We start from the raw sequence: 17765 nt of genomic DNA on the forward strand, positions 1-17765 counted from the left end.
ATCGCCAAAGAAGCTGGCCGAAGATAGGCGAAGTCATCCCCCCTTCCAAAGCCCAAAGCGGCAGTTTTTCAGTGTTTCATAAAAACATAACAAAACGCCCGCTACCGGATGGTAACGGGCGCCAGACAAAACGGCACAAGCGAAACTAGCGGAAAGCAGGTTCGTCCAACGACCGCAGTTTGCGCGAATGCAGCTGATTGACCTCGTTTCGCAGGGTATCGATGGTATCAAGACCGACCTGGAGATGCTGCCCGATACGCTGCCGATAGAAATTGTTGGCCATTCCCGGCAGTTTCAATTCGCCATGTACCGGCTTGTCGGAAACACACAGCAACGTGCCGTAAGGAACACGGAAACGGAAACCGTTGGCCGCTATGGTTGCACTTTCCATATCGACCGCGATCGCGCGCGACTGGTTAAGACGCACGAACAGTTCGCTGTAACGCAGTTCCCAGTTCCGGTTGTCTGTGGTTGCCACGGTACCGGTACGCATGCGCGCCTTCATTTCGCGCCCTTTAAGTCCCGTAATTTTGGTCACGGAATTGGCAAGGGCGACCTGTACTTCGGCAATTGGCGGCACCGGAATCCAAAGCGGCAGGTCCGAGTCGAGAACATGATCGTCACGGACATAACCATGCGCCAGAACGTAATCGCCCAGAAGCTGGCTTCGGCGAAGTCCGGCACAATGCCCCAGCATCAACCAGCAATGCGGGCGCATAACCGCGATATGGTCGGTGGCGGTTTTCGCATTCGACGGGCCGACCCCAATATTGACCAGCGTCACCCCCAGGCCGTCTTCACGGATCAGGTGATAGGAAGGCATCTGCGGAAGCTGTTTGACGGCTTCTCCGCTTTCCTGCCATGCCTTGGGGGCATTCTTCCGCACATGGACTTTTGGCCCCGGCTCGACAAAAGCAACATATGGGCTTTTGGGGTCTTCAAGCTGCAATTTGGCAAACTCGATGAACTCGTCGACATAGCGCTGATAGTTGGTGAACAGCACGAACTTCTGGAAATGTTCGGGCAATGTCGCCGTGTAGTGGCGCAAACGTGCCAGCGAGTAATCCACCCTTTCCCCGGAAAACAGAGAAAGCGGCTTGGGTCCTTCGGTAATTCCGTAATGTACCCCGTTGGCGATATCGTCATCTGTCCGCGCCAGATCGGGCATGTCAAACACCAGCTGAAGCTGGCGAATATCGGTCGGGCCGATATTATCGGTTGCTGTTTCAACCAGGAACGGTAACGGAATGGGACGATCCGAAACACCGACCACGACCGGGACGTCATGGTTTTTAAGCAGCAGTTCAATCTGTTCGCGGTAATATTGTTCGAACAGATCCGGGCGCGTCAGGGTCGTACCGTAAATGCCCGGGTCGCGCGGCGCGCCATACGACAATGTACTTTCGACATGCAACTTCTCGGGCGGCACCTCAATCCCGAGATACGGGTAATAGGCGCGCACAGGCGAGGATTGCTGACCGTTTCCAAACCGGGTGAATGCTTCACGGACTGCCTCGGCACCAGTGGTATAAATATCCCTGATGCGGGCAAGTGCCCTGTCGGCGTCAGTAAATTCAAACAGATCGCGAACCGATCCGTGGACTCCGGAAACCATAATAAGTTGCTCCTTTTTCTTATTGTTGTATTGAGCGGGAGATTTATCACCGCCTGCCCGGACTCTGGCAACCCCCAATTCATGCATGGCTTGGCACACAGGCAGCATATCAGCCATACACAATATGGCGGATCATGACGCACGAAGCGCATAAACCCGCGCAGCACAGCATCATGACTGCTTTATATGTCGGGATTATTTTCAAGAAATCCAAATGACAGTTTTGATGCGCGGGTCATAACCATGACGCGATATTTCCATGCCAACCGACATGAACATAATCGATTCGCCAAGCAGGAAATCCGGCACCAAAATAAAAAAAGGGCCGAAACCAAGAGGTTTCGGCCTATTTCGGAGAAGGGCCTTAGACGTTGAGGGAAAAGACGATCAACTCCGATACAGACTTTATCTGACCATTGGTCAACAAAGTCAATAAAATTTCGAATCAATGCAGTCTTGCGTTTGACGCATCATTCCTGCAGGAACCCGGCACTGGAAGCCAACGATTTCAGCTTCCTGAGACGACGGTAGTACAGCAGGTCAACTGTCCCTCCGTCACCTAAATGACCTTTTTCGATATCCTGGACAATTCCTGCTGCACGCGGATCGGACTGGACAAGACTTTCGATATCGCTCTTGTCCTCATCATCAATCGATCCGCGCACGTAATTTACAATGTCGTCCTTGCCATAAACAGCAAGCACATGGGTCATCAGGCTGCCTCCGCCACGAACCGCGACGCGTGCTCCCGTGTTTCAATCCGCCCGACGGAAGAACGCAGCTTCCGGCGTGCGCGACCTACGCGGGATTTGACCGTGCCAATCTCGACATTCATCCGCTCGGCGGCGTCCTGATAGGAAATTTCGTCAACCGCGGTAAGAAGGATCGCCTGACGTTCCTGCTCGGGAAGCTCACCCAAGATGCGATCCGCATCACGCAGCTGCAACCGGGCCATCTGATTGCTGCCATGACCGTAGACGTCACCAAGATCATCCCAGTCGACATGATGCCCACGGGTCTTCTCGCGACGCTTGGACGAGATGAATGTGTTGAACAGAATCCGGTGCAGCCATGCCTTAAGGCTGGTGCCTTCTTCGAACTGATCTTTTTTGCTGATGGCTTTCAACAAAGTGTCCTGCACGAGATCCTGTGCACGATCCATGCTGCCCGTCAGCCGATATGCATGGCGACGCAGCGCGGGTACGTGATCTTCAATTTCGTTCATCACTTGCTCAGACATCACAACCTCCGTTTTTGGATGTCTTCACCGTAACAAAAGAAAATAATATTTAAAGTAAAATCGTATGGTTCACTTAGGCAATACAATGAAGTGACTTAACGCGCACAACAACATCAACAAACACAACAAACATAATCACATCAACATGCCCATAATACGCACTTAACATTTACTCATTACTTTACATTACTTGCGCAAGTTGCGCAAAATGATGCAACTGAGCAAGGCAGTTGTAATATGGAGAAAACGCAGGTAACGTAAGTTACTCCAAAATTCTCGGATGCGTTGCATATCAATGGTTTCAGACGCATATTGGAACGTCTGAACTTAATAAGGACCCCCGCGTGCCAACCTCGAAAAGAACTGAAAAGCTTCAGATTATGCTCGACGACGATGAACTGAAGTTCATCGACGACTGGCGATTTGAGCATCGCATGCCAACCCGGGCAGCAGCTATTCGTGAGCTGATTCGCCGCGGCTTGGTCGCCGAGGACGTGGAAGATCCGGAAACCGAAGGTAAAACCACCACCGATTTCCGTATCGAACCGGAATAATTCAAAGAAAATTCTCGGATATCTTGTAAAAAAGCCCGGCCAATTGCCGGGCTTTGTTATTCATGTGCTCATGTTTTGCCAGATTACGGGGCAGGTTTTCTATCGCCACCCGGCCCTTTTGAGGGCTTCTTGCCTTCAAAAATCCGGGCAATCCCCGCACCAAAACCAAGAACCAGCACCCAGAGACCGTAATAACGCAAGGCGCGTGAAATCCCGATGGCAACCACAAACAGCCAGAAGGGATAAGTCGTGGCCCCCGCAGCCAGGGCTGCAAGCTGCATCGGCACTGGCGTAATACTGATCGCAAAAACAACCCAGAAGCCACCGGACTCGAACCGTTGCTCCACCTCTTGGAACTCCTGTTGCCCGCCTGCCATTTCAACAAGGGGCCGGATAAATTCATCCGAAAGCCCATAAGCAATCAGGTATAGAAAAACGGCACCCGCAATGCTGCCAAGCAGGGTAACCGTCGCAACGATGATACCGCGCCGACGCGATGCGGCCATGATGGGGGCAATAAGGATTTCGATCGGAACAGGAATGATGGTGGTTTCAAGAAACGACGCAACAGCAATACCCCCAAGTCCCTTGCGGCCGGCGGCCAGCTTTTCCAACCGCACTTGCCAGGCACGCCACCACCGTGCAATCCCGCTTTTCCGGCGATTTTTTTGTTCTTTTTCCATAGACACCCTTGACTGAACAGGGTCAAACGAGCAACGGCCCGCCCATATGGGCGGGCCGCCGACACCCGGAACACCACTTCACCGAGTTAAGGTTGTGATGTCTTATTCGGTGGCGTGATCATCCGAGAGCGCCTGCTCGGCATTATCAAGCGCCTCAAGAGTTTTGGCCTTCACGGTCTCCCAGGTTTCAGCCGAAGCATCCTTGGAATCTTCATATGCCTCGTTCAGGTTTTCCTTGGCACCATCCCATGCTTCTGCGAGCTCATCGACTGCATCTTCGCTGTCATCGCTTACACGTGCGGATACCTCGTCATATTTTTCACCAAGCTGATTGGACTTTTCTTCAACCCAGGCGAGGAATTCATTTTTTTCCTCATAGGTGAAATCCTTGGCATTTTCATATTCGGCCTTGGCTTTATCACCCATTTTTTCAGCATCCGATTTCATTGCGTCGTCGGTTGCCATCGAGCCTGCCTGATCCGAGCTTTTCTGTGCATCTGCATAAGCCGGTGCAGCCACCGCAACAGACATCATAATAGTACCAGCCATCAGAACAGTCTTGCTAAGCATCACAACCTCCTAGTTATTGAACAGCAGCGCTTTTTCTTCGGCACTGCTTATCGTTTCAAACGGGTGGTGCAAAAGAATGTTCCAATTGTGTTGATTTTAATTTCTGGAACTTTTGTTTCCTGGTCACGTTTTTCATACAAGCGTTCGGGATATGACCAGCAGCCATATGCTGGTTCAGGATCAAAGCGATTGAACGTGAAAAGAGATACAGGAGTTACAAAATGGCACACAGCAGTATGCAGAGCATTGCGAAAGAATTTCCGGTCAAAACCGGTGTCGACCGCAAAGACCGTCGCGAGCTGGCCAAGATGCTAACCAAGATCATTGGCTCGTCGCACGTACTGTATGCCAAAATTCGTGGCGTCCACTGGAACGTGGTCGGTCCGGCCTTCTATTCGCTCCACAAGATGACCGAGGAGCAGTATGAAGACCTGAACGAAGCGATTGACGATATGGCGGAACGCATTCGCGCAATCGGCTTTCAGGCACCGACCGGTCTTTCGGAAATGATTGAAAATTCGGTGGTCAAGGATCAGACCAAGCTTCTTCCGGCCAACGATATGGTAAAGGAACTGGTCGAAGATCACGATCATGTTTCGCGCCTGCTGCGCGAAGGCGTGGCCGAGGCCGAAGCCGCCGATGACGTCAAAACAGCCGATCTTCTGACAGAACGCCTTGGCGTTCATGAAGAAGCGGCATGGATGCTTCGCGCAACCATTTCCTGATCGATCACAACCAAAACCGGTGCCAGATTGGCGCCGGTTTTGTGTCTCAATCTTGCCGTTCTGTTTACGCATCCTGTAAGGCAAGACTTCCCGATCCCCATGGCGGAGGCCCTCAGGTGAAATCGACCGAACTTACCGGCAAGGTTTGCATCCTTCTGACACGTCACAAGATGCCCGACGAATGGCGTGACAACGGCGCACAGCCGTTGCGCAGCATTTTCGAGGAAGCCGGCTATACAGCAGAACTCGAACTCTGTGATGATCCTGTCGCCATGAATACCTTTATCACGTCATCCTGCGCGCCCGGCGACGTTGTCGCGATTGGTGGCGGTGATGGCACGATCAACGCCGTTCTCGATACCGTTATCAAGGCTGGCGTGGTTATGGTTCCGTTGCCGCTTGGAACTGCAAACGATTTTGCCCGAAGCCTTTATGTTCCCGATGATATCCTTCAGGCTGCGCGCGCTGCCATCAATGGCCAGATTGCCATGCTTGATATCGGGCGGGTCAACGGACAAAGCTTTGTCAATGCCGCCAGCATCGGGGTCCCTGCCGACGCCCGGAAACGTATTGATCCGAACCTGAAACGCTGGACAGGCGCGATCAGCTATGCTGTGGCCAACTGGCAAAGCTGGCACGAAATGAAGCCGCTGGAACTTAGTGTTACCTGTGGATCAAACCCGCCACAAAACCTTAAACTGCGTCAATTGACCGTAACCAACGGACAGTATTTTGGTGGCGGTTTGCGTCCGCGCGAGAACAAGCGCCTTGATGATGGCAAATTGCATATGTTCGCCATTCAGGCCAATGTCGATACTCTGTCAGGTATGGATATCGCTGCCGAACTGCTGTTTGGATCAATCGATGACAGCAATTATGCCATCAGTCAGGAATGTGATGAGATTCTCATTGAAGGTGCCGATGGCGAACCCGTGCTGGCCGATGGTGAAATCATAAGCAAACTGCCTGCGCGCTTCACACTGGAAGCAAAAACACTGCCTGTCTTTGCACCAAATGCCTTTCACGGCGAAACAGACCGGTCTGCATCATTCCAGGATCAGGAAATCGTCAACGACATTGCATTGGATGCACTTGGCCTTTCGCTGCGGCTGTCGGCCATATATCCCATGGCCACCGATAGTGGCCTGAAGGCCATATGCCACGATACCGCCAATCGCCTGCGCGACATCAATCGCCGCCTGGAATTGGCACTTCGGCCCTATAACCTGCCGACATCGTCACCAGATCCGGATTTGCACAGTCTGGAACAGTTACGTGACCGGGCAATGTCATGGATGCTTGCCGATGCGGATCAACGTCTTGCACGTGGCCTGAAAAATCAGGCATCCCTTATCGAAAATGCACTGGGAAGCTGTGCGATTGACAAAATCCCTGACGATATATCCACGCCACTCATGGATATGAAAAGTCTGATCCGTGACTTGCAGGCGGGCCTGAACGATTTTCAGCCCTAGTCCTCAAGCCCGGCAAGACTGCGGGCAAATGATTTTGCATCGAACGGACGAAGGTCTTCGGCACTTTCGCCGACCCCGATTGCGTGAACCGGTTTGCCAAATTTCTCGGCCAATGCCACAATAACCCCGCCCTTGGCGGTACCGTCAAGCTTGGTCACGATCAGGCCGGTGACACTGGTGGCCTCTGAAAATACCTCGACCTGGGAATGGGCATTCTGGCCGGTGGTGGCATCAAGCACCAGAAGTGTGTCATGCGGGGCTGCTTGATCGCGTTTTTGAATGACGCGAACGATCTTTTTCAGCTCGTCCATCAGGTGCGCTTTATTCTGCAAACGCCCCGCCGTATCAATCAGCAAAAGGTCATAACCTTCGCGTTGGGCCTGATCGATGGCATCAAAGGCAAGCCCGGCGGCATCCGCACCGGTATCGCGGGCAATCACCGGGCATCCCGTCCTCTCACCCCAGACCTTAAGCTGTTCGACCGCAGCAGCACGGAATGTATCGCCAGCCGCCATCATGACCTTAAGCCCCTGATCGCGATAGGTTTTGGCAAGTTTACCGATTGTGGTGGTTTTGCCCGATCCATTAACGCCAACCACAAGGATCACATGGGGCTTTTTGGTCGTATCAATCACCAGCGGCTTTGCCACGGGTTCAAGGATTTTGGCGACTTCGCTGGCGATGAATTCCTGAATTTCGGCGGGCTCGACTTCCTTGTCGAAACGGGTGCGCGACAGTTCCGCACCCAGTTTTGCCGCAGTGGTCACGCCCAGATCGGACGTAATCAGCAGATCTTCGAATTCCTCAAGCGCGTCATCGTCAAGACGACGCTTGGTGAAGATATCAGCAATCCCGGTGGTCAGTTTCGAGGAGGAGCGTTTCAACCCGTCTTTAAGTCGGGCAAACCAGCTTTTTTTCCCCTCTTCGCTCATCCCGCAAGCTCCGCTTTCAGTTTTCCGTCTTCAAGGCCGATGACCTTGGCCTTTGCAATTGTGCCCGGTTCTATCACGCGATCCAGCAGAACGGGTGCAAAATGTTCGGTGTGGCCGGTATTTTCCTTTTCCACCAGGACACTCTCGATCATGCCGATCCGTGATTTCAGGAAATTGTTCAGCTGAATTTCCCCGGCATCGCGAAGCGCGCCTGCGCGTTCCTTGCGAACATCTTTTGGCACCTGCGGCATACGGGCTGCCGGTGTCCCCGGACGCGACGAATAGGGGAAAACATGCAGGTAAATCAGCCCGCATTCATCAACCAGACGCAGGGTATTTTCCGCCATTTCATCAGTTTCGGTCGGGAAACCTGCAATGATGTCGGCTCCGAATGTTACATCAGCCCGAAGTCCGCGCACCTTGTCGCAGAAATCGATAACATCCTGCCGCAGATGGCGACGCTTCATGCGTTTCAGCACCATGTCGTCACCGGCCTGAAGACTGATATGCATATGCGGCATCAGACGTGGTTCGGTTTCGATCAGGCGGAAGATATCCTCGTCGACCTCGACCGGATCAATGGATGAAATCCGCAGGCGCGGCAGTTCGGGCACCTGTGCCAGAAGACGGCGCGCCATCTGCCCCAATGTCGGTTTGCCCGGAAGATCATGACCATAGGATGTAATGTCCACCCCGGTCAGAACAACTTCGCCGTAACCGTTGGCAACCAGTTCGCGCACCTGCGTTACAATCTCGCCCATCGGCACGCTGCGCGAATTGCCGCGACCAAACGGGATGATGCAGAATGTGCAGCGATGATCACAGCCGTTCTGGACCTGGACAAAGGCACGCGCGCGGCCTTCAAAGCCCGAAACCAGATGGCTTGCGGTTTCCTCGACCGACATGATGTCGTTGACCACGACACGTTCATGTTCGGGCATCAGGAAGGTTTCGGACTTCATCTTTGCATCATTGCCAAAGATACGGTCGATCTCGGTCATTTTGGCAAATTTGTCGGGATTGACCTGAACAGCACAGCCGGTGACAAAAATCTTGGCATCGGGATTTTCCCGGCGCAGGCGGCGGATGCTTTGCCGCGCCTGACGTTCTGCCTCGGTCGTAACCGCGCATGTATTGATGATGATCGCATCGTCAAGACCGGCGTTTTTGGCATGGTCGCGCATCACCTCGGATTCATAGGTGTTAAGGCGACAACCAAATGTAATAACGCGCGGCTCTGTCATGCTCGCCCTTTTACGATCAATTCCGGTCTGGAAAACACTTCCGTCGGCGCGGCACACTTATTCACCTGCTGCCAATACGGAAAGTCCGGCAAGTTCAACCTCCTTGCCGGGCGCTGGTTTCATACGCTTTTAGCGGTTTTAATGCAAGTCTGGCCGGTTCATGGCACGCATGCACCGAACGGGACGGGCAGGCTATTCGGCAGCGAAGTTACGATTGCGACCGTTCTTTTTCGCCCGATAGAGCGCATTATCGGCCCGATCAACGACCTTGGCAGCTCCTTCGCCCTTCACATATTCGGCCACACCGACCGAAACCGTCATGTGACCAAATGACGTTCCACTGGATTTGGCGCGGACTTCGCGGGCGGCGATGCGCTTGCTCATATCATCGGCCAGCATCATCGCATCCTTAAGCGGTGTTTGGGGCAACAGGATTGCAAACTCGTCCCCGCCGTAACGCGCCACCAGATCGCGGCCCTTGGTGTTTGCCTTGATCATGGATGCGATCAGTACAAGGATTTCATCGCCGATCCGGTGACCATATTTGTCATTCACCACCTTGAACTGATCAAGATCGACCATCATCACGCAAAATGGTTCGTCAATGCTGCCGGTATCAAATTCAACACAACAACTGGCCAGTGTTTCCTCGAAATGCATACGATTGGAAACCCGGGTAAGGCCATCAGTGTAGGACCGTTCACGGGTTTCATGCAATTCACGCTGCAGATGGGCAATCTTGTTCAGATAGTCGCCAAGCTGTTCATGCAGGCTTTCGACCGTCGTTTGCATCCGGCTGGTATGCAACGCAACATTGCGAATGACCTCCGCGACCTTTTCACCAGCCAGCAGAGATTCTTCGGCTTTGCCCAGCACATCGCCATAAACGCGCAGTTCGTCGCGCGTACTTGTCAGACTGGCATCGCTGTTTTCGACAACATCGGAAAAATCTTCCATGCCGCGCTGAAGAAAATCGGCGGCCTGACGGTCAAAGATATACCGGTAATAAAGTTGCAGCAGCGTTTCTTCGCCGATTGCCTCCCCACTTGCCTTTACCGTGTCGATAACCCGCAGAATTTCGGGGTTTTCTTCTGCATAATAGACAAACCAGACATGATAAAGTTCGGGGGTCGGCCTCAGGCCATGATCGCGCAGGGCATCAAGCGTTGCCTTGGCATAGTCCCAGTGCTTGGAAACATGATGATCCGTCGTTGTCACAACGGGTGCTCCGCCTTTTTATTTAACCATTATATTTCAGAACCCTAGGCCCGCAGAGGCGTTTGCTCGTGAAGAACATAGCCTAATCTGCGGGGCTGGACCACTCATCCGTAATGGTAACCTGTCGGCAGTCTACACCTTGAGCGGCTGAAATCAGCCGCCCCTGATCATTGTGCCAGCACCGCGTTCGGTAAACAGTTCCAGCAATACCGCATGCGGGGCACGACCATCGACAATTACCGCGGCCTCGACCCCGTTGCGGACCGCATCCATGCAGGTTTCCGTTTTGGGAATCATACCGCCCTGGATCGTACCATCGGCGATCATTGCATTGATGCTGTCGATATCCGCATCCCGGACCAGTTGTTTTTCACCATCAAGGATCCCCTTGACGTCGGTCAGCATATAAAGACGGCGGGCACCAACGGCCTTTGCAATCGCACCGGCAGCCGTATCAGCATTGATATTGTATGTCTGACCGTCTTCACCAACCCCTATCGGTGCAATTACCGGAATAATGTCGGTGTTGATAAAACAATCCAGCACATGCGGATTGACTTCGACCGGTTCGCCGACAAAGCCAAGATCAAGAACCTTCTCGATATTGCTTTCCGGGTCACGTTTGGTCCGTTGCAATTTGCGCGCCTTGATCAGATGGGCATCCTTGCCACACAGACCAACACTGACACCCCCGGCACGGTTGATGTTCGAAACGATTTCCTTGTTGATCTTGCCGGCCAGAACCATTTCGACAACATCAATTGTCTGCTGGTCGGTCACGCGAAGGCCATCAACAAATTCCGACTGGATGTTAAGTTCTTTAAGCATCTGGCCAATCTGCGGACCACCGCCGTGGACCACAATCGGGTTCATGCCGACCTGCTTCAAAAGCACCATGTCCTGGGCAAACAGGCGGGCCAGTTCCGGGTCACCCATTGCGTGCCCGCCATACTTCACCACAATCGTCTGGCCATTATAGCGTCGCATATAGGGAAGGGCCTCGGACAGAACCTTGGCACGTGCCAGCGTACGGTACGCGCTGGATTCCGAGTTTTCTTCGTCAGAACGGACTTCTTCGTTCATGTCTTTTCCCCAATGTTATACGAGCGCTATCGGGTGATTATAGCAGCGTTGCGATTTCTGCGCGAAGCGCTTCAAGGCCGGTGCCTTTTTCGCTTGATGTCGCGAAAAGCTGCGACAGGGCCGCGGGATGTTTTTTTACCGCTTCGACCACTTCGCGAATGCGCTTTTCCATCTGGCCTTTTTTAAGCTTGTCAGCCTTGGTCAGCACAATCTGATAAGACACGGCAGCTTCATCAAGCATCTTCATCATTTCAAGATCGGCTTTCATGAAGCCGTGCCGGGAATCGATCAAAACAAATACACGCCGCAATGTTACCCGGCCGCGCAGATACTGTTTGATCACATTCTGCCATGTATCAACGATGTCCTTGGGCGCCTTTGCAAATCCATAGCCCGGCAAATCGACGATATTAAGCGCACCATCCAGATCGAAATAGTTCAACTGCTGGGTACGGCCCGGCGTGTTTGACGTCCGGGCCATATCCTTACGCCCGGTTATGGCATTAAAAAGGCTGGATTTTCCGACATTGGACCGGCCTGCAAGACAGATTTCGATCTTGTCTTCGGGCGGCAGCTGCTCGAGCTGCGCCACCCCCAACATGAAAGTAACCGGGCGGGAAAACAGTTTCCGCCCGGCTTCGATCTGAGCCGATTCAAATGTCGGAATTGCGGTTGCCGATGGCAATTTTTCTTCGGTCATTGTCGTTCCTTGAGCCCCGCGGGAACGGTTGCCCGCCCCGCGGAGAGGATGGGGATTAAATCCCCATTTTGTACATGATGTAACGCTGTTGTGCGATCGACAGCAGGTTGTTCCATGCCCAGTAGATCACAAGCCCCGCCGGGAAGCTTGCCAGCATGAAGGTAAAGATCAGCGGCAGGAACATCATGATCTTGGCCTGCGTCGGATCAGCCGGTGCCGGGTTCAGTTTCTGCTGCAGGAACATGGTGATCCCCATGATCAGCGGCCATACACCGATCATCAGCATCTGCGGCGGATCCCACGGGATAAGACCAAACAGATTGAACAGCGAGGTCGGATCCGGAGCCGAAAGGTCCTGAATCCAGCCAAAGAACGGTGCGTGACGCATTTCGATGTTCACGAACAGCACCTTGTAAAGTGCGAAGAACACCGGAATCTGTACCACGATCGGCAGGCAACCCGAAGCAGGGTTGATCTTCTCGCGCTTGTAAAGCGCCATCATTTCCTGCTGCTGACGCTGACGGTCATCCTTGAACTGCTCGCGCATCTTGGTGATTTGCGGCTGCAGTTTCTTCATCGCACTCATGGATTTGTACGACTTGTTGGCAAGTGGGTACATCACTGCCTTAACAAGAACCGTGAAGATCAGGATGGAAACACCGAAGTTGCCAACCAGATGGTTCAGCCACTGCAGGAACAGGAAGAACGGTTTGGTCAGGAAGTAGAACCAGCCGAAATCAATCGCGAGGTCGAAATTCTTGATGCCATAGTCATTGGCATACTGATCAAGAAGCGACACTTCCTTGGCACCGGCAAACAAACGGGTTTCCGAAGCGGCTTCGGCACCGGCCGCAACCGTGCGGGCCGCACCAAGATAGTCGGTTTGATATTTGTCGGCATTTTCAGCAACGTGATGGCTGAAACGGGTGGTCAGTGCCTCGTCCGAGGACGGCGCAAGCGCAACCAGCCAGTATTTGTCGGTAATGCCAAGCCAGCCGCCGGTGGTTTTCTTTTCCACGGCACCGTCTTCGGCAAGATCGTCATAATCGATTTCGGTCAGGGTACCGTCAATGACACCAAGCGGACCTTCATGCAGGATGTAGAACCCTGCCGTGGTCGGCTTGCCCTTGCGCGAAATCAGACCGTAGGGATACAGGGTGACATCCGAACCGCTGTCATTTTTGACCGACTGCTTGATCGAGAACATATAATTCTCGTCGATCGAAATCTCGCGATTGAAGGTCAGGCCGCTGCCATTATCCCAGCTCAACGTGACGGGTTTTTCTGGCGTCAGTTCGTTGGAGCTTGCGGTCCACTGGGTATCGCTGTTCGGAACGCTGACAGATTTGTCGGCGGCAACCCAGCCGAATTCGGCGAAGTATGCATTGTCGCTACCGGTCGGGTTCAGAACGTGGATCAGCGGGCTGTCCGGTTCTTCGGTTTCGCGGTAATCCTGCAACTGGATGTCGTCAATCACACCACCAACCAGACGGATCGAACCCTCGACACGCGGGGTTTCGATCTTGATACGCGGAGCTTTTGCCAGCGCGGCATCGCGGTTGACGACCGGAGCCGCCGGCGCAGCACCACCCGGCACGCTGGGCACGTTCGAGGCAGTCTGCGGTGCAGTATTGCCATTGACGTCAAGTTGTTCGCGAACTTGCGCTTCTCGATCCTGCGGCGCAGGTTCGGGAGCGAAAAAGAATTGGAACCCGACAAGGATTGCGACCGAAGCTGCAATCGCAATCCACAGGTTACGTTGTTCGTTCATCGCCTCTTTCCGCTTTCGTCCGGCGGCGCAAGACGCCTGACCGGTATTCTATTTACATGACTAAAGCGCCGTTAACCGGAGTTCATCCTCCGACGGCGCTTTGTTTTGTTCACAGCCACATCCGGGCACGGGATCATAACCATGACCACCCCATGGATGGCAACGCATTATCCGCTTAAAACCCATCCAGCCGCCTTTTATTGCCCCATGGCGGGCAAGGGCCTCCATCATATAGGCCGAACAGGTCGGCTGATATCTGCAGGACCACCCGATATAGGGCGATAAAAAGAGCTGGTAGCCGCGAACCGCGATTTGAAGAAGACGCGCCAAGGGGCCTACATTCGATCCGGGAAGGTTACTCATTTGGCAGAGTCTCCTGCCTTCGTCGCACCACCGGAATTTGATCCGCGTCCCTTGCGGGGGCGCTGACCATCCGGGGCGGAAGGTTTGGCATCAGGGATACGCCGCAGGGCAAACCGCATATCATCGACCAGTTTTTCAAACTCCCGGTCAATGGTCTGCTGACGACCGATCACGACATAATCCCAACCGGGCAATGCCATTTCGCTCATCAATTGGTCCGCCACAGCACGCAAACGCCGCCGAACGCGATTGCGAACGACGGCCTTGCCCACCTTTTTGGTGACGGTAAATCCGACTCGTGCGAGTCGATCTTCACCGGCGTATTCTGTGTCCGGTTTGATCCCGGGACGCGGAGCGCCCTGAAGGATCAATCCCTGTGTAACCCATTTCCGGCGGGTGCCTGCGACGCGAAGAAATTCTGCGCGCTTTTTCAAGCGTTCCACCGAAACGGTCACAACATTAGGCCGACAGACGCTTGCGGCCCTTGGCGCGGCGTGCGGTCAGCACACGGCGGCCACCGACGGTCGCGCTGCGGGAACGGAAGCCGTGGCGGCGTTTCCGTACGAGTTTGCTTGGCTGGTAGGTGCGCTTCACTGCACTTACTCCGTTCTAATAAAGGTAATCCGATAAAATTCGAGGTCCGCTGTATAGGACTTCACACCATGGCTGTCAATCGCGACAGGGTGAATTCCCCCAGAAAACCGGCAATGCCGCCGAGATTGCGTCCCGACGGCATCCAAATCGTCTTTTCGTCACCACTCGATACGTTCGACATTGGAAAATGTCAACTCGGTTCCATCAGAAAACACAATGGTTCCCGACGAATCGGTAGATAGTTCCATGTAGTTGTGTTTCGATTTCGTAATGCTTCCTTCATCAAGAACAAGGGTCCAGTCACTCGAATCGATATTACCGCCATCCGCACCATGCAATTCGATGGTATCGGTAGTCCATCCGTTGGCCCCGCCATCCACATGATCAGAACCATCACCCATGTTGAAAATAAACAGATCCGACCCGCCACCGCCGTAAAGCCGGTCATCCCCGGTGCCGCCGATCAGGGTATCGTCATCATCCCCGCCCAGCAGCATATCGTTTCCGGCTCCCCCGAACAGGGTATCGTTCCCGGCACCACCAGTCAGGGTGTCATTTCCATCGTCACCGTAAAGACGGTCTCTGTCGCCCCCGCCATCAATCGTGTCGTTACCCGACCCGCCATACAGCGTATCGCGCCCCCAGCCGGTGGTTAGCGTATCGTTACCCGATCCACCGTCAAAATAGTTCGACCCACCGTCCGCGTTCAGGATGTCGTTACCGTCGCCGCCAAGGAAGGTGTCATCACCGTATCCACCATGAATGGAGTCGTTACCGCCTTCGCCCCAGACAGTGTTGTCCCCGCCGCCAACATCAATACGATCATTCCCGTCACCGGATGCGACTGTATCTTTACCGCTACCGGTCGTGATGCTGTCATCACCACTGCCGCTCAGAATGGTGTTCCGGCCTTCGCCACCCGTGATCGTGTTGTTGCCGTCCCCGGCATCAACATAGTCGTCCTTGCTGCCAACACTGATCGTGTCATTGCCGGTGCCCGTCCAGATGCGGTTATCGCCTTCCCCGGCATTGACGATGTTGTTGCCATCACCGCCGACAATGGTGTCATTGCCGCTGCCGGTATAGATGGTGTCGTTACCCGCACCGGTCTGAACGGTATTCGCGCCTTCACCGGCATAGATGATATTGTCACCGCCGCTGGCATGGATCTTGTCATCGCCGCTGCCACCAGTGACATAGTCATTCCCCTCACCGGCATAGACAGTGTTTGTGCCCTCGCCGCCATGGATGGTGTCGTTGCCTGCACCGGCATTGATATAGTCGTTCCCGCCATCGCCGGTGATGCTGTCATCACCGTCACCGGCATAAATCACGTCATTACCGTTCCCGGCCCAGATCGTGTCGTTGCCAGCGTTGGTCCAGATGGTGTCATTCCCGCCACCCGCACCGATGGTGTCATTGCCGGAACCGGTCTGGAATGTTTCGTTCGCTTCCGTGCCCCAACGGGTTTCATTCGGATCGGCGACTTCTTCCTCGATTGTAACCAGAAGGATCGCGGTTGTTGTGGCCGTATCGCCACCATCACGCGATTGGGCCGATACGGTCAGTTCGAACGTGCCGAAATAGTTACTTGCCGGTGTCAGGGTCAGGCCACTCAACTGTGCCGCACTCAGCGTCCAGGTACCATTCCCGTTATCAGTCCCGGCAGACAGGGTCGCCCCACGCGGCACACCACTGATGATAATCGTCAGGGTCTCGCTACTGTCGGTCAATGCCGCGTCGATATCAAGCGCAACGGCATTGCCTTCGTCCCCAGCGGCATCAGACAGATCAAGTGTCGGCGCATCCGCAACACCGGTAACATCAACCGTAATCGTATCCGTCGCAGTGGCAACATCGTCACCGTCCGCAGATTTCGCAGTCACCGTCAGATCAAAATATCCACTGAAATCATTCGCTGGCGTGATCGTCAGACCGTTCAGGTCCGCAGCAGACAGTGTCCAGCTTCCGTCACCGTTATCCGTACCGGCAGACAAAGTCGCACCATCCGGAACGCCACTAATCGTGACAGTCAGGACTTCACTGCTATCGGTCAGACCCGCATCGATATCAAGCGCGATGGCGCTGTCTTCGTTACCGGCTACATCAGAGATGTCCAAAGTCGGTGCGTCGGCAATACCTTCAACATCGACCGTGATCGTACCACCAGTCGTCGCAACATCGTCACCATCTGCAGATTGTGCGATGACCGTCAGATCAAACGATCCGCTGAAATCATTCGCAGGCGTGATCGTCAGACCGTTCAGGTCCGCAGCAGACAGTGTCCAGCTTCCGTCACCGTTATCCGTACCGGCAGACAAGGTTGCTCCGTCAGGAACACCGCTAATCGTGACCGAAAGAACTTCGCTGGAGTCCATCAAGCCCGCGTCAATATCGAGAGCAATCGCACTGTCTTCAGCACCCGAAGCGTTCGAAACTTCAAGGGCCGGGTTATCTGCCACCCCAGTAACATCAACAGTGATGCTGCTCGTTGTGGTGGCAACATCGTCGCCATCCGCAGACTGCGCGATGACCGTCAGATCAAACGATCCGCTATAGTCATCCGCAGGCGTGATCGTCAAACCATCCAGGTCCTCAGCAGACAATGACCAGCTGCCATCGCCATTATTGGTACCAGCCGACAAGGTTGCTCCGTCAGGAACACTGCTAATCGTGACCGAAAGAACTTCGCTAGCGTCCACCAAGCCCGCGTCAATATCGAGAGCAATCGCACTGTCTTCGGATCCACTAGCATCCGCGACATCAAGTGTCGGGTTATCTGCCACACCAGCAACATCAACAGTAATGCTACCCGTTGTGGTCGCGACATCGTCGCCATCTGCTGACTGCGCGGTCACCGTCAAATCAAACGAGCCGCTGAAATCATTCGCTGGCGTAATCGTAAGGCCGTCAAGGTCATCCGAAGCCAGCGTCCAAGTGCCATCACCATTGTCAGTACCCGCCGACAAAGTCGCGCCTTCCGGCACGCCACTAATCG

17 protein-coding genes and 1 pseudogene are annotated in these 17765 nt (G+C 54.0%); 3 read left to right on the plus strand and 15 right to left on the minus strand.

Translation table 11 applies throughout. From position 1 onward, the window contains the following. Positions 1–145: 145 nt before the first annotated feature. The 3 genes from AUP42_RS08055 to AUP42_RS08065 form a co-directional block, all read right to left on the minus strand. Positions 146–1615: an AMP nucleosidase gene (locus AUP42_RS08055; protein WP_062950702.1), complete on the minus strand. Its 1470-nt coding sequence runs from the start codon at positions 1613–1615 to the stop codon at positions 146–148. 470 nt (positions 1616–2085) lie between these two features. Continuing rightward, positions 2086–2328 carry a hypothetical protein gene (locus AUP42_RS08060; RefSeq protein ID WP_062950704.1) on the minus strand — a complete coding sequence of 81 codons (243 nt, stop codon included), beginning with the start codon at positions 2326–2328 and terminating at the stop codon, positions 2086–2088. Further along, entirely contained in the window at positions 2328–2855 is a 528-nt protein-coding gene (locus tag AUP42_RS08065; protein WP_062950706.1) for a sigma-70 family RNA polymerase sigma factor, read from the minus strand. Before AUP42_RS08065 ends, AUP42_RS08060 begins: the two co-directional genes overlap by 1 nt. 380 nt (positions 2856–3235) lie before the next feature. Here AUP42_RS08065 and AUP42_RS21530 point away from each other — a divergent pair, with 380 nt between their 5' ends. Then, the gene (locus AUP42_RS21530) at positions 3236–3409 is read left to right on the plus strand and encodes a hypothetical protein (RefSeq protein ID WP_181850077.1); all 174 of its coding nucleotides are present in this window, start codon (positions 3236–3238) and stop codon (positions 3407–3409) included. 83 nt (positions 3410–3492) lie between these two features. On the opposite strand, the gene AUP42_RS08070 is transcribed toward AUP42_RS21530, so the two are convergent. Then, a complete protein-coding gene (locus AUP42_RS08070) occupies positions 3493–4029 on the minus strand; it encodes a YqaA family protein (protein ID WP_231858199.1) in 537 nt (178 codons plus the stop codon). Between the two features lie 165 nt (positions 4030–4194). Next, a complete protein-coding gene (locus AUP42_RS08075) occupies positions 4195–4662 on the minus strand; it encodes a hypothetical protein (protein WP_062950710.1) in 468 nt (155 codons plus the stop codon). A 221-nt stretch (positions 4663–4883) separates the two neighbouring features. Between AUP42_RS08075 and AUP42_RS08080 the strand changes: the two genes are divergently transcribed. Beyond that, positions 4884–5387, plus strand: a complete 504-nt coding sequence (locus AUP42_RS08080; protein WP_062950713.1) for a Dps family protein — start codon at positions 4884–4886, stop codon at positions 5385–5387. A gap of 116 nt (positions 5388–5503) precedes the next feature. After that, a complete protein-coding gene (locus tag AUP42_RS08085) occupies positions 5504–6862 on the plus strand; it encodes a diacylglycerol/lipid kinase family protein (protein ID WP_062950715.1) in 1359 nt (452 codons plus the stop codon). On the opposite strand, the gene ftsY is transcribed toward AUP42_RS08085, so the two are convergent. The 10 genes and pseudogenes from ftsY to AUP42_RS08135 all read right to left on the minus strand — a co-directional run. After that, positions 6859–7794 (minus strand): signal recognition particle-docking protein FtsY, encoded by a 936-nt coding sequence (gene ftsY / locus AUP42_RS08090; protein WP_062950723.1) that lies wholly within the window; start codon positions 7792–7794, stop codon positions 6859–6861. The two genes, AUP42_RS08085 and ftsY, sit on opposite strands and share 4 nt — an antisense overlap. After that, on the minus strand, positions 7791–9038 hold the full coding sequence (gene mtaB / locus AUP42_RS08095; protein WP_062950725.1) for a tRNA (N(6)-L-threonylcarbamoyladenosine(37)-C(2))-methylthiotransferase MtaB: 1248 nt from the start codon (positions 9036–9038) through the stop codon (positions 7791–7793). The genes ftsY and mtaB overlap by 4 nt, the downstream gene beginning before the upstream one ends. A gap of 192 nt (positions 9039–9230) precedes the next feature. Next, the gene (locus AUP42_RS08100; RefSeq protein ID WP_062950727.1) at positions 9231–10256 is read right to left on the minus strand and encodes a GGDEF domain-containing protein; all 1026 of its coding nucleotides are present in this window, start codon (positions 10254–10256) and stop codon (positions 9231–9233) included. 153 nt (positions 10257–10409) lie between these two features. Next, positions 10410–11339 (minus strand): acetylglutamate kinase, encoded by a 930-nt coding sequence (gene argB, locus AUP42_RS08105; protein ID WP_062950729.1) that lies wholly within the window; start codon positions 11337–11339, stop codon positions 10410–10412. A 37-nt stretch (positions 11340–11376) separates the two neighbouring features. Continuing rightward, positions 11377–12039 carry a ribosome biogenesis GTP-binding protein YihA/YsxC gene (yihA, locus tag AUP42_RS08110; protein ID WP_007091260.1) on the minus strand — a complete coding sequence of 221 codons (663 nt, stop codon included), beginning with the start codon at positions 12037–12039 and terminating at the stop codon, positions 11377–11379. Positions 12040–12094: 55 nt separating this feature from the next. Further along, positions 12095–13810 (minus strand): membrane protein insertase YidC, encoded by a 1716-nt coding sequence (gene yidC / locus AUP42_RS08115; protein WP_062950730.1) that lies wholly within the window; start codon positions 13808–13810, stop codon positions 12095–12097. Positions 13811–13870: 60 nt separating this feature from the next. Next, the gene (gene yidD / locus AUP42_RS08120) at positions 13871–14173 is read right to left on the minus strand and encodes a membrane protein insertion efficiency factor YidD (protein ID WP_062950731.1); all 303 of its coding nucleotides are present in this window, start codon (positions 14171–14173) and stop codon (positions 13871–13873) included. Next, positions 14170–14616 carry a ribonuclease P protein component gene (rnpA, locus tag AUP42_RS08125; RefSeq protein WP_331710655.1) on the minus strand — a complete coding sequence of 149 codons (447 nt, stop codon included), beginning with the start codon at positions 14614–14616 and terminating at the stop codon, positions 14170–14172. Before rnpA ends, yidD begins: the two co-directional genes overlap by 4 nt. A 16-nt stretch (positions 14617–14632) precedes the next feature. Further along, entirely contained in the window at positions 14633–14767 is a 135-nt protein-coding gene (rpmH, locus tag AUP42_RS08130; protein WP_007091264.1) for a 50S ribosomal protein L34, read from the minus strand. A 158-nt stretch (positions 14768–14925) separates the two neighbouring features. Continuing rightward, positions 14926–17765 (minus strand): annotated as a pseudogene (locus AUP42_RS08135) (hypothetical protein); the annotation flags it as partial.

This window comes from Thalassospira lucentensis (assembly GCF_001613805.1).
GTDB classification, from domain to species: Bacteria; Pseudomonadota; Alphaproteobacteria; order Rhodospirillales; family Thalassospiraceae; genus Thalassospira; species Thalassospira lucentensis_A.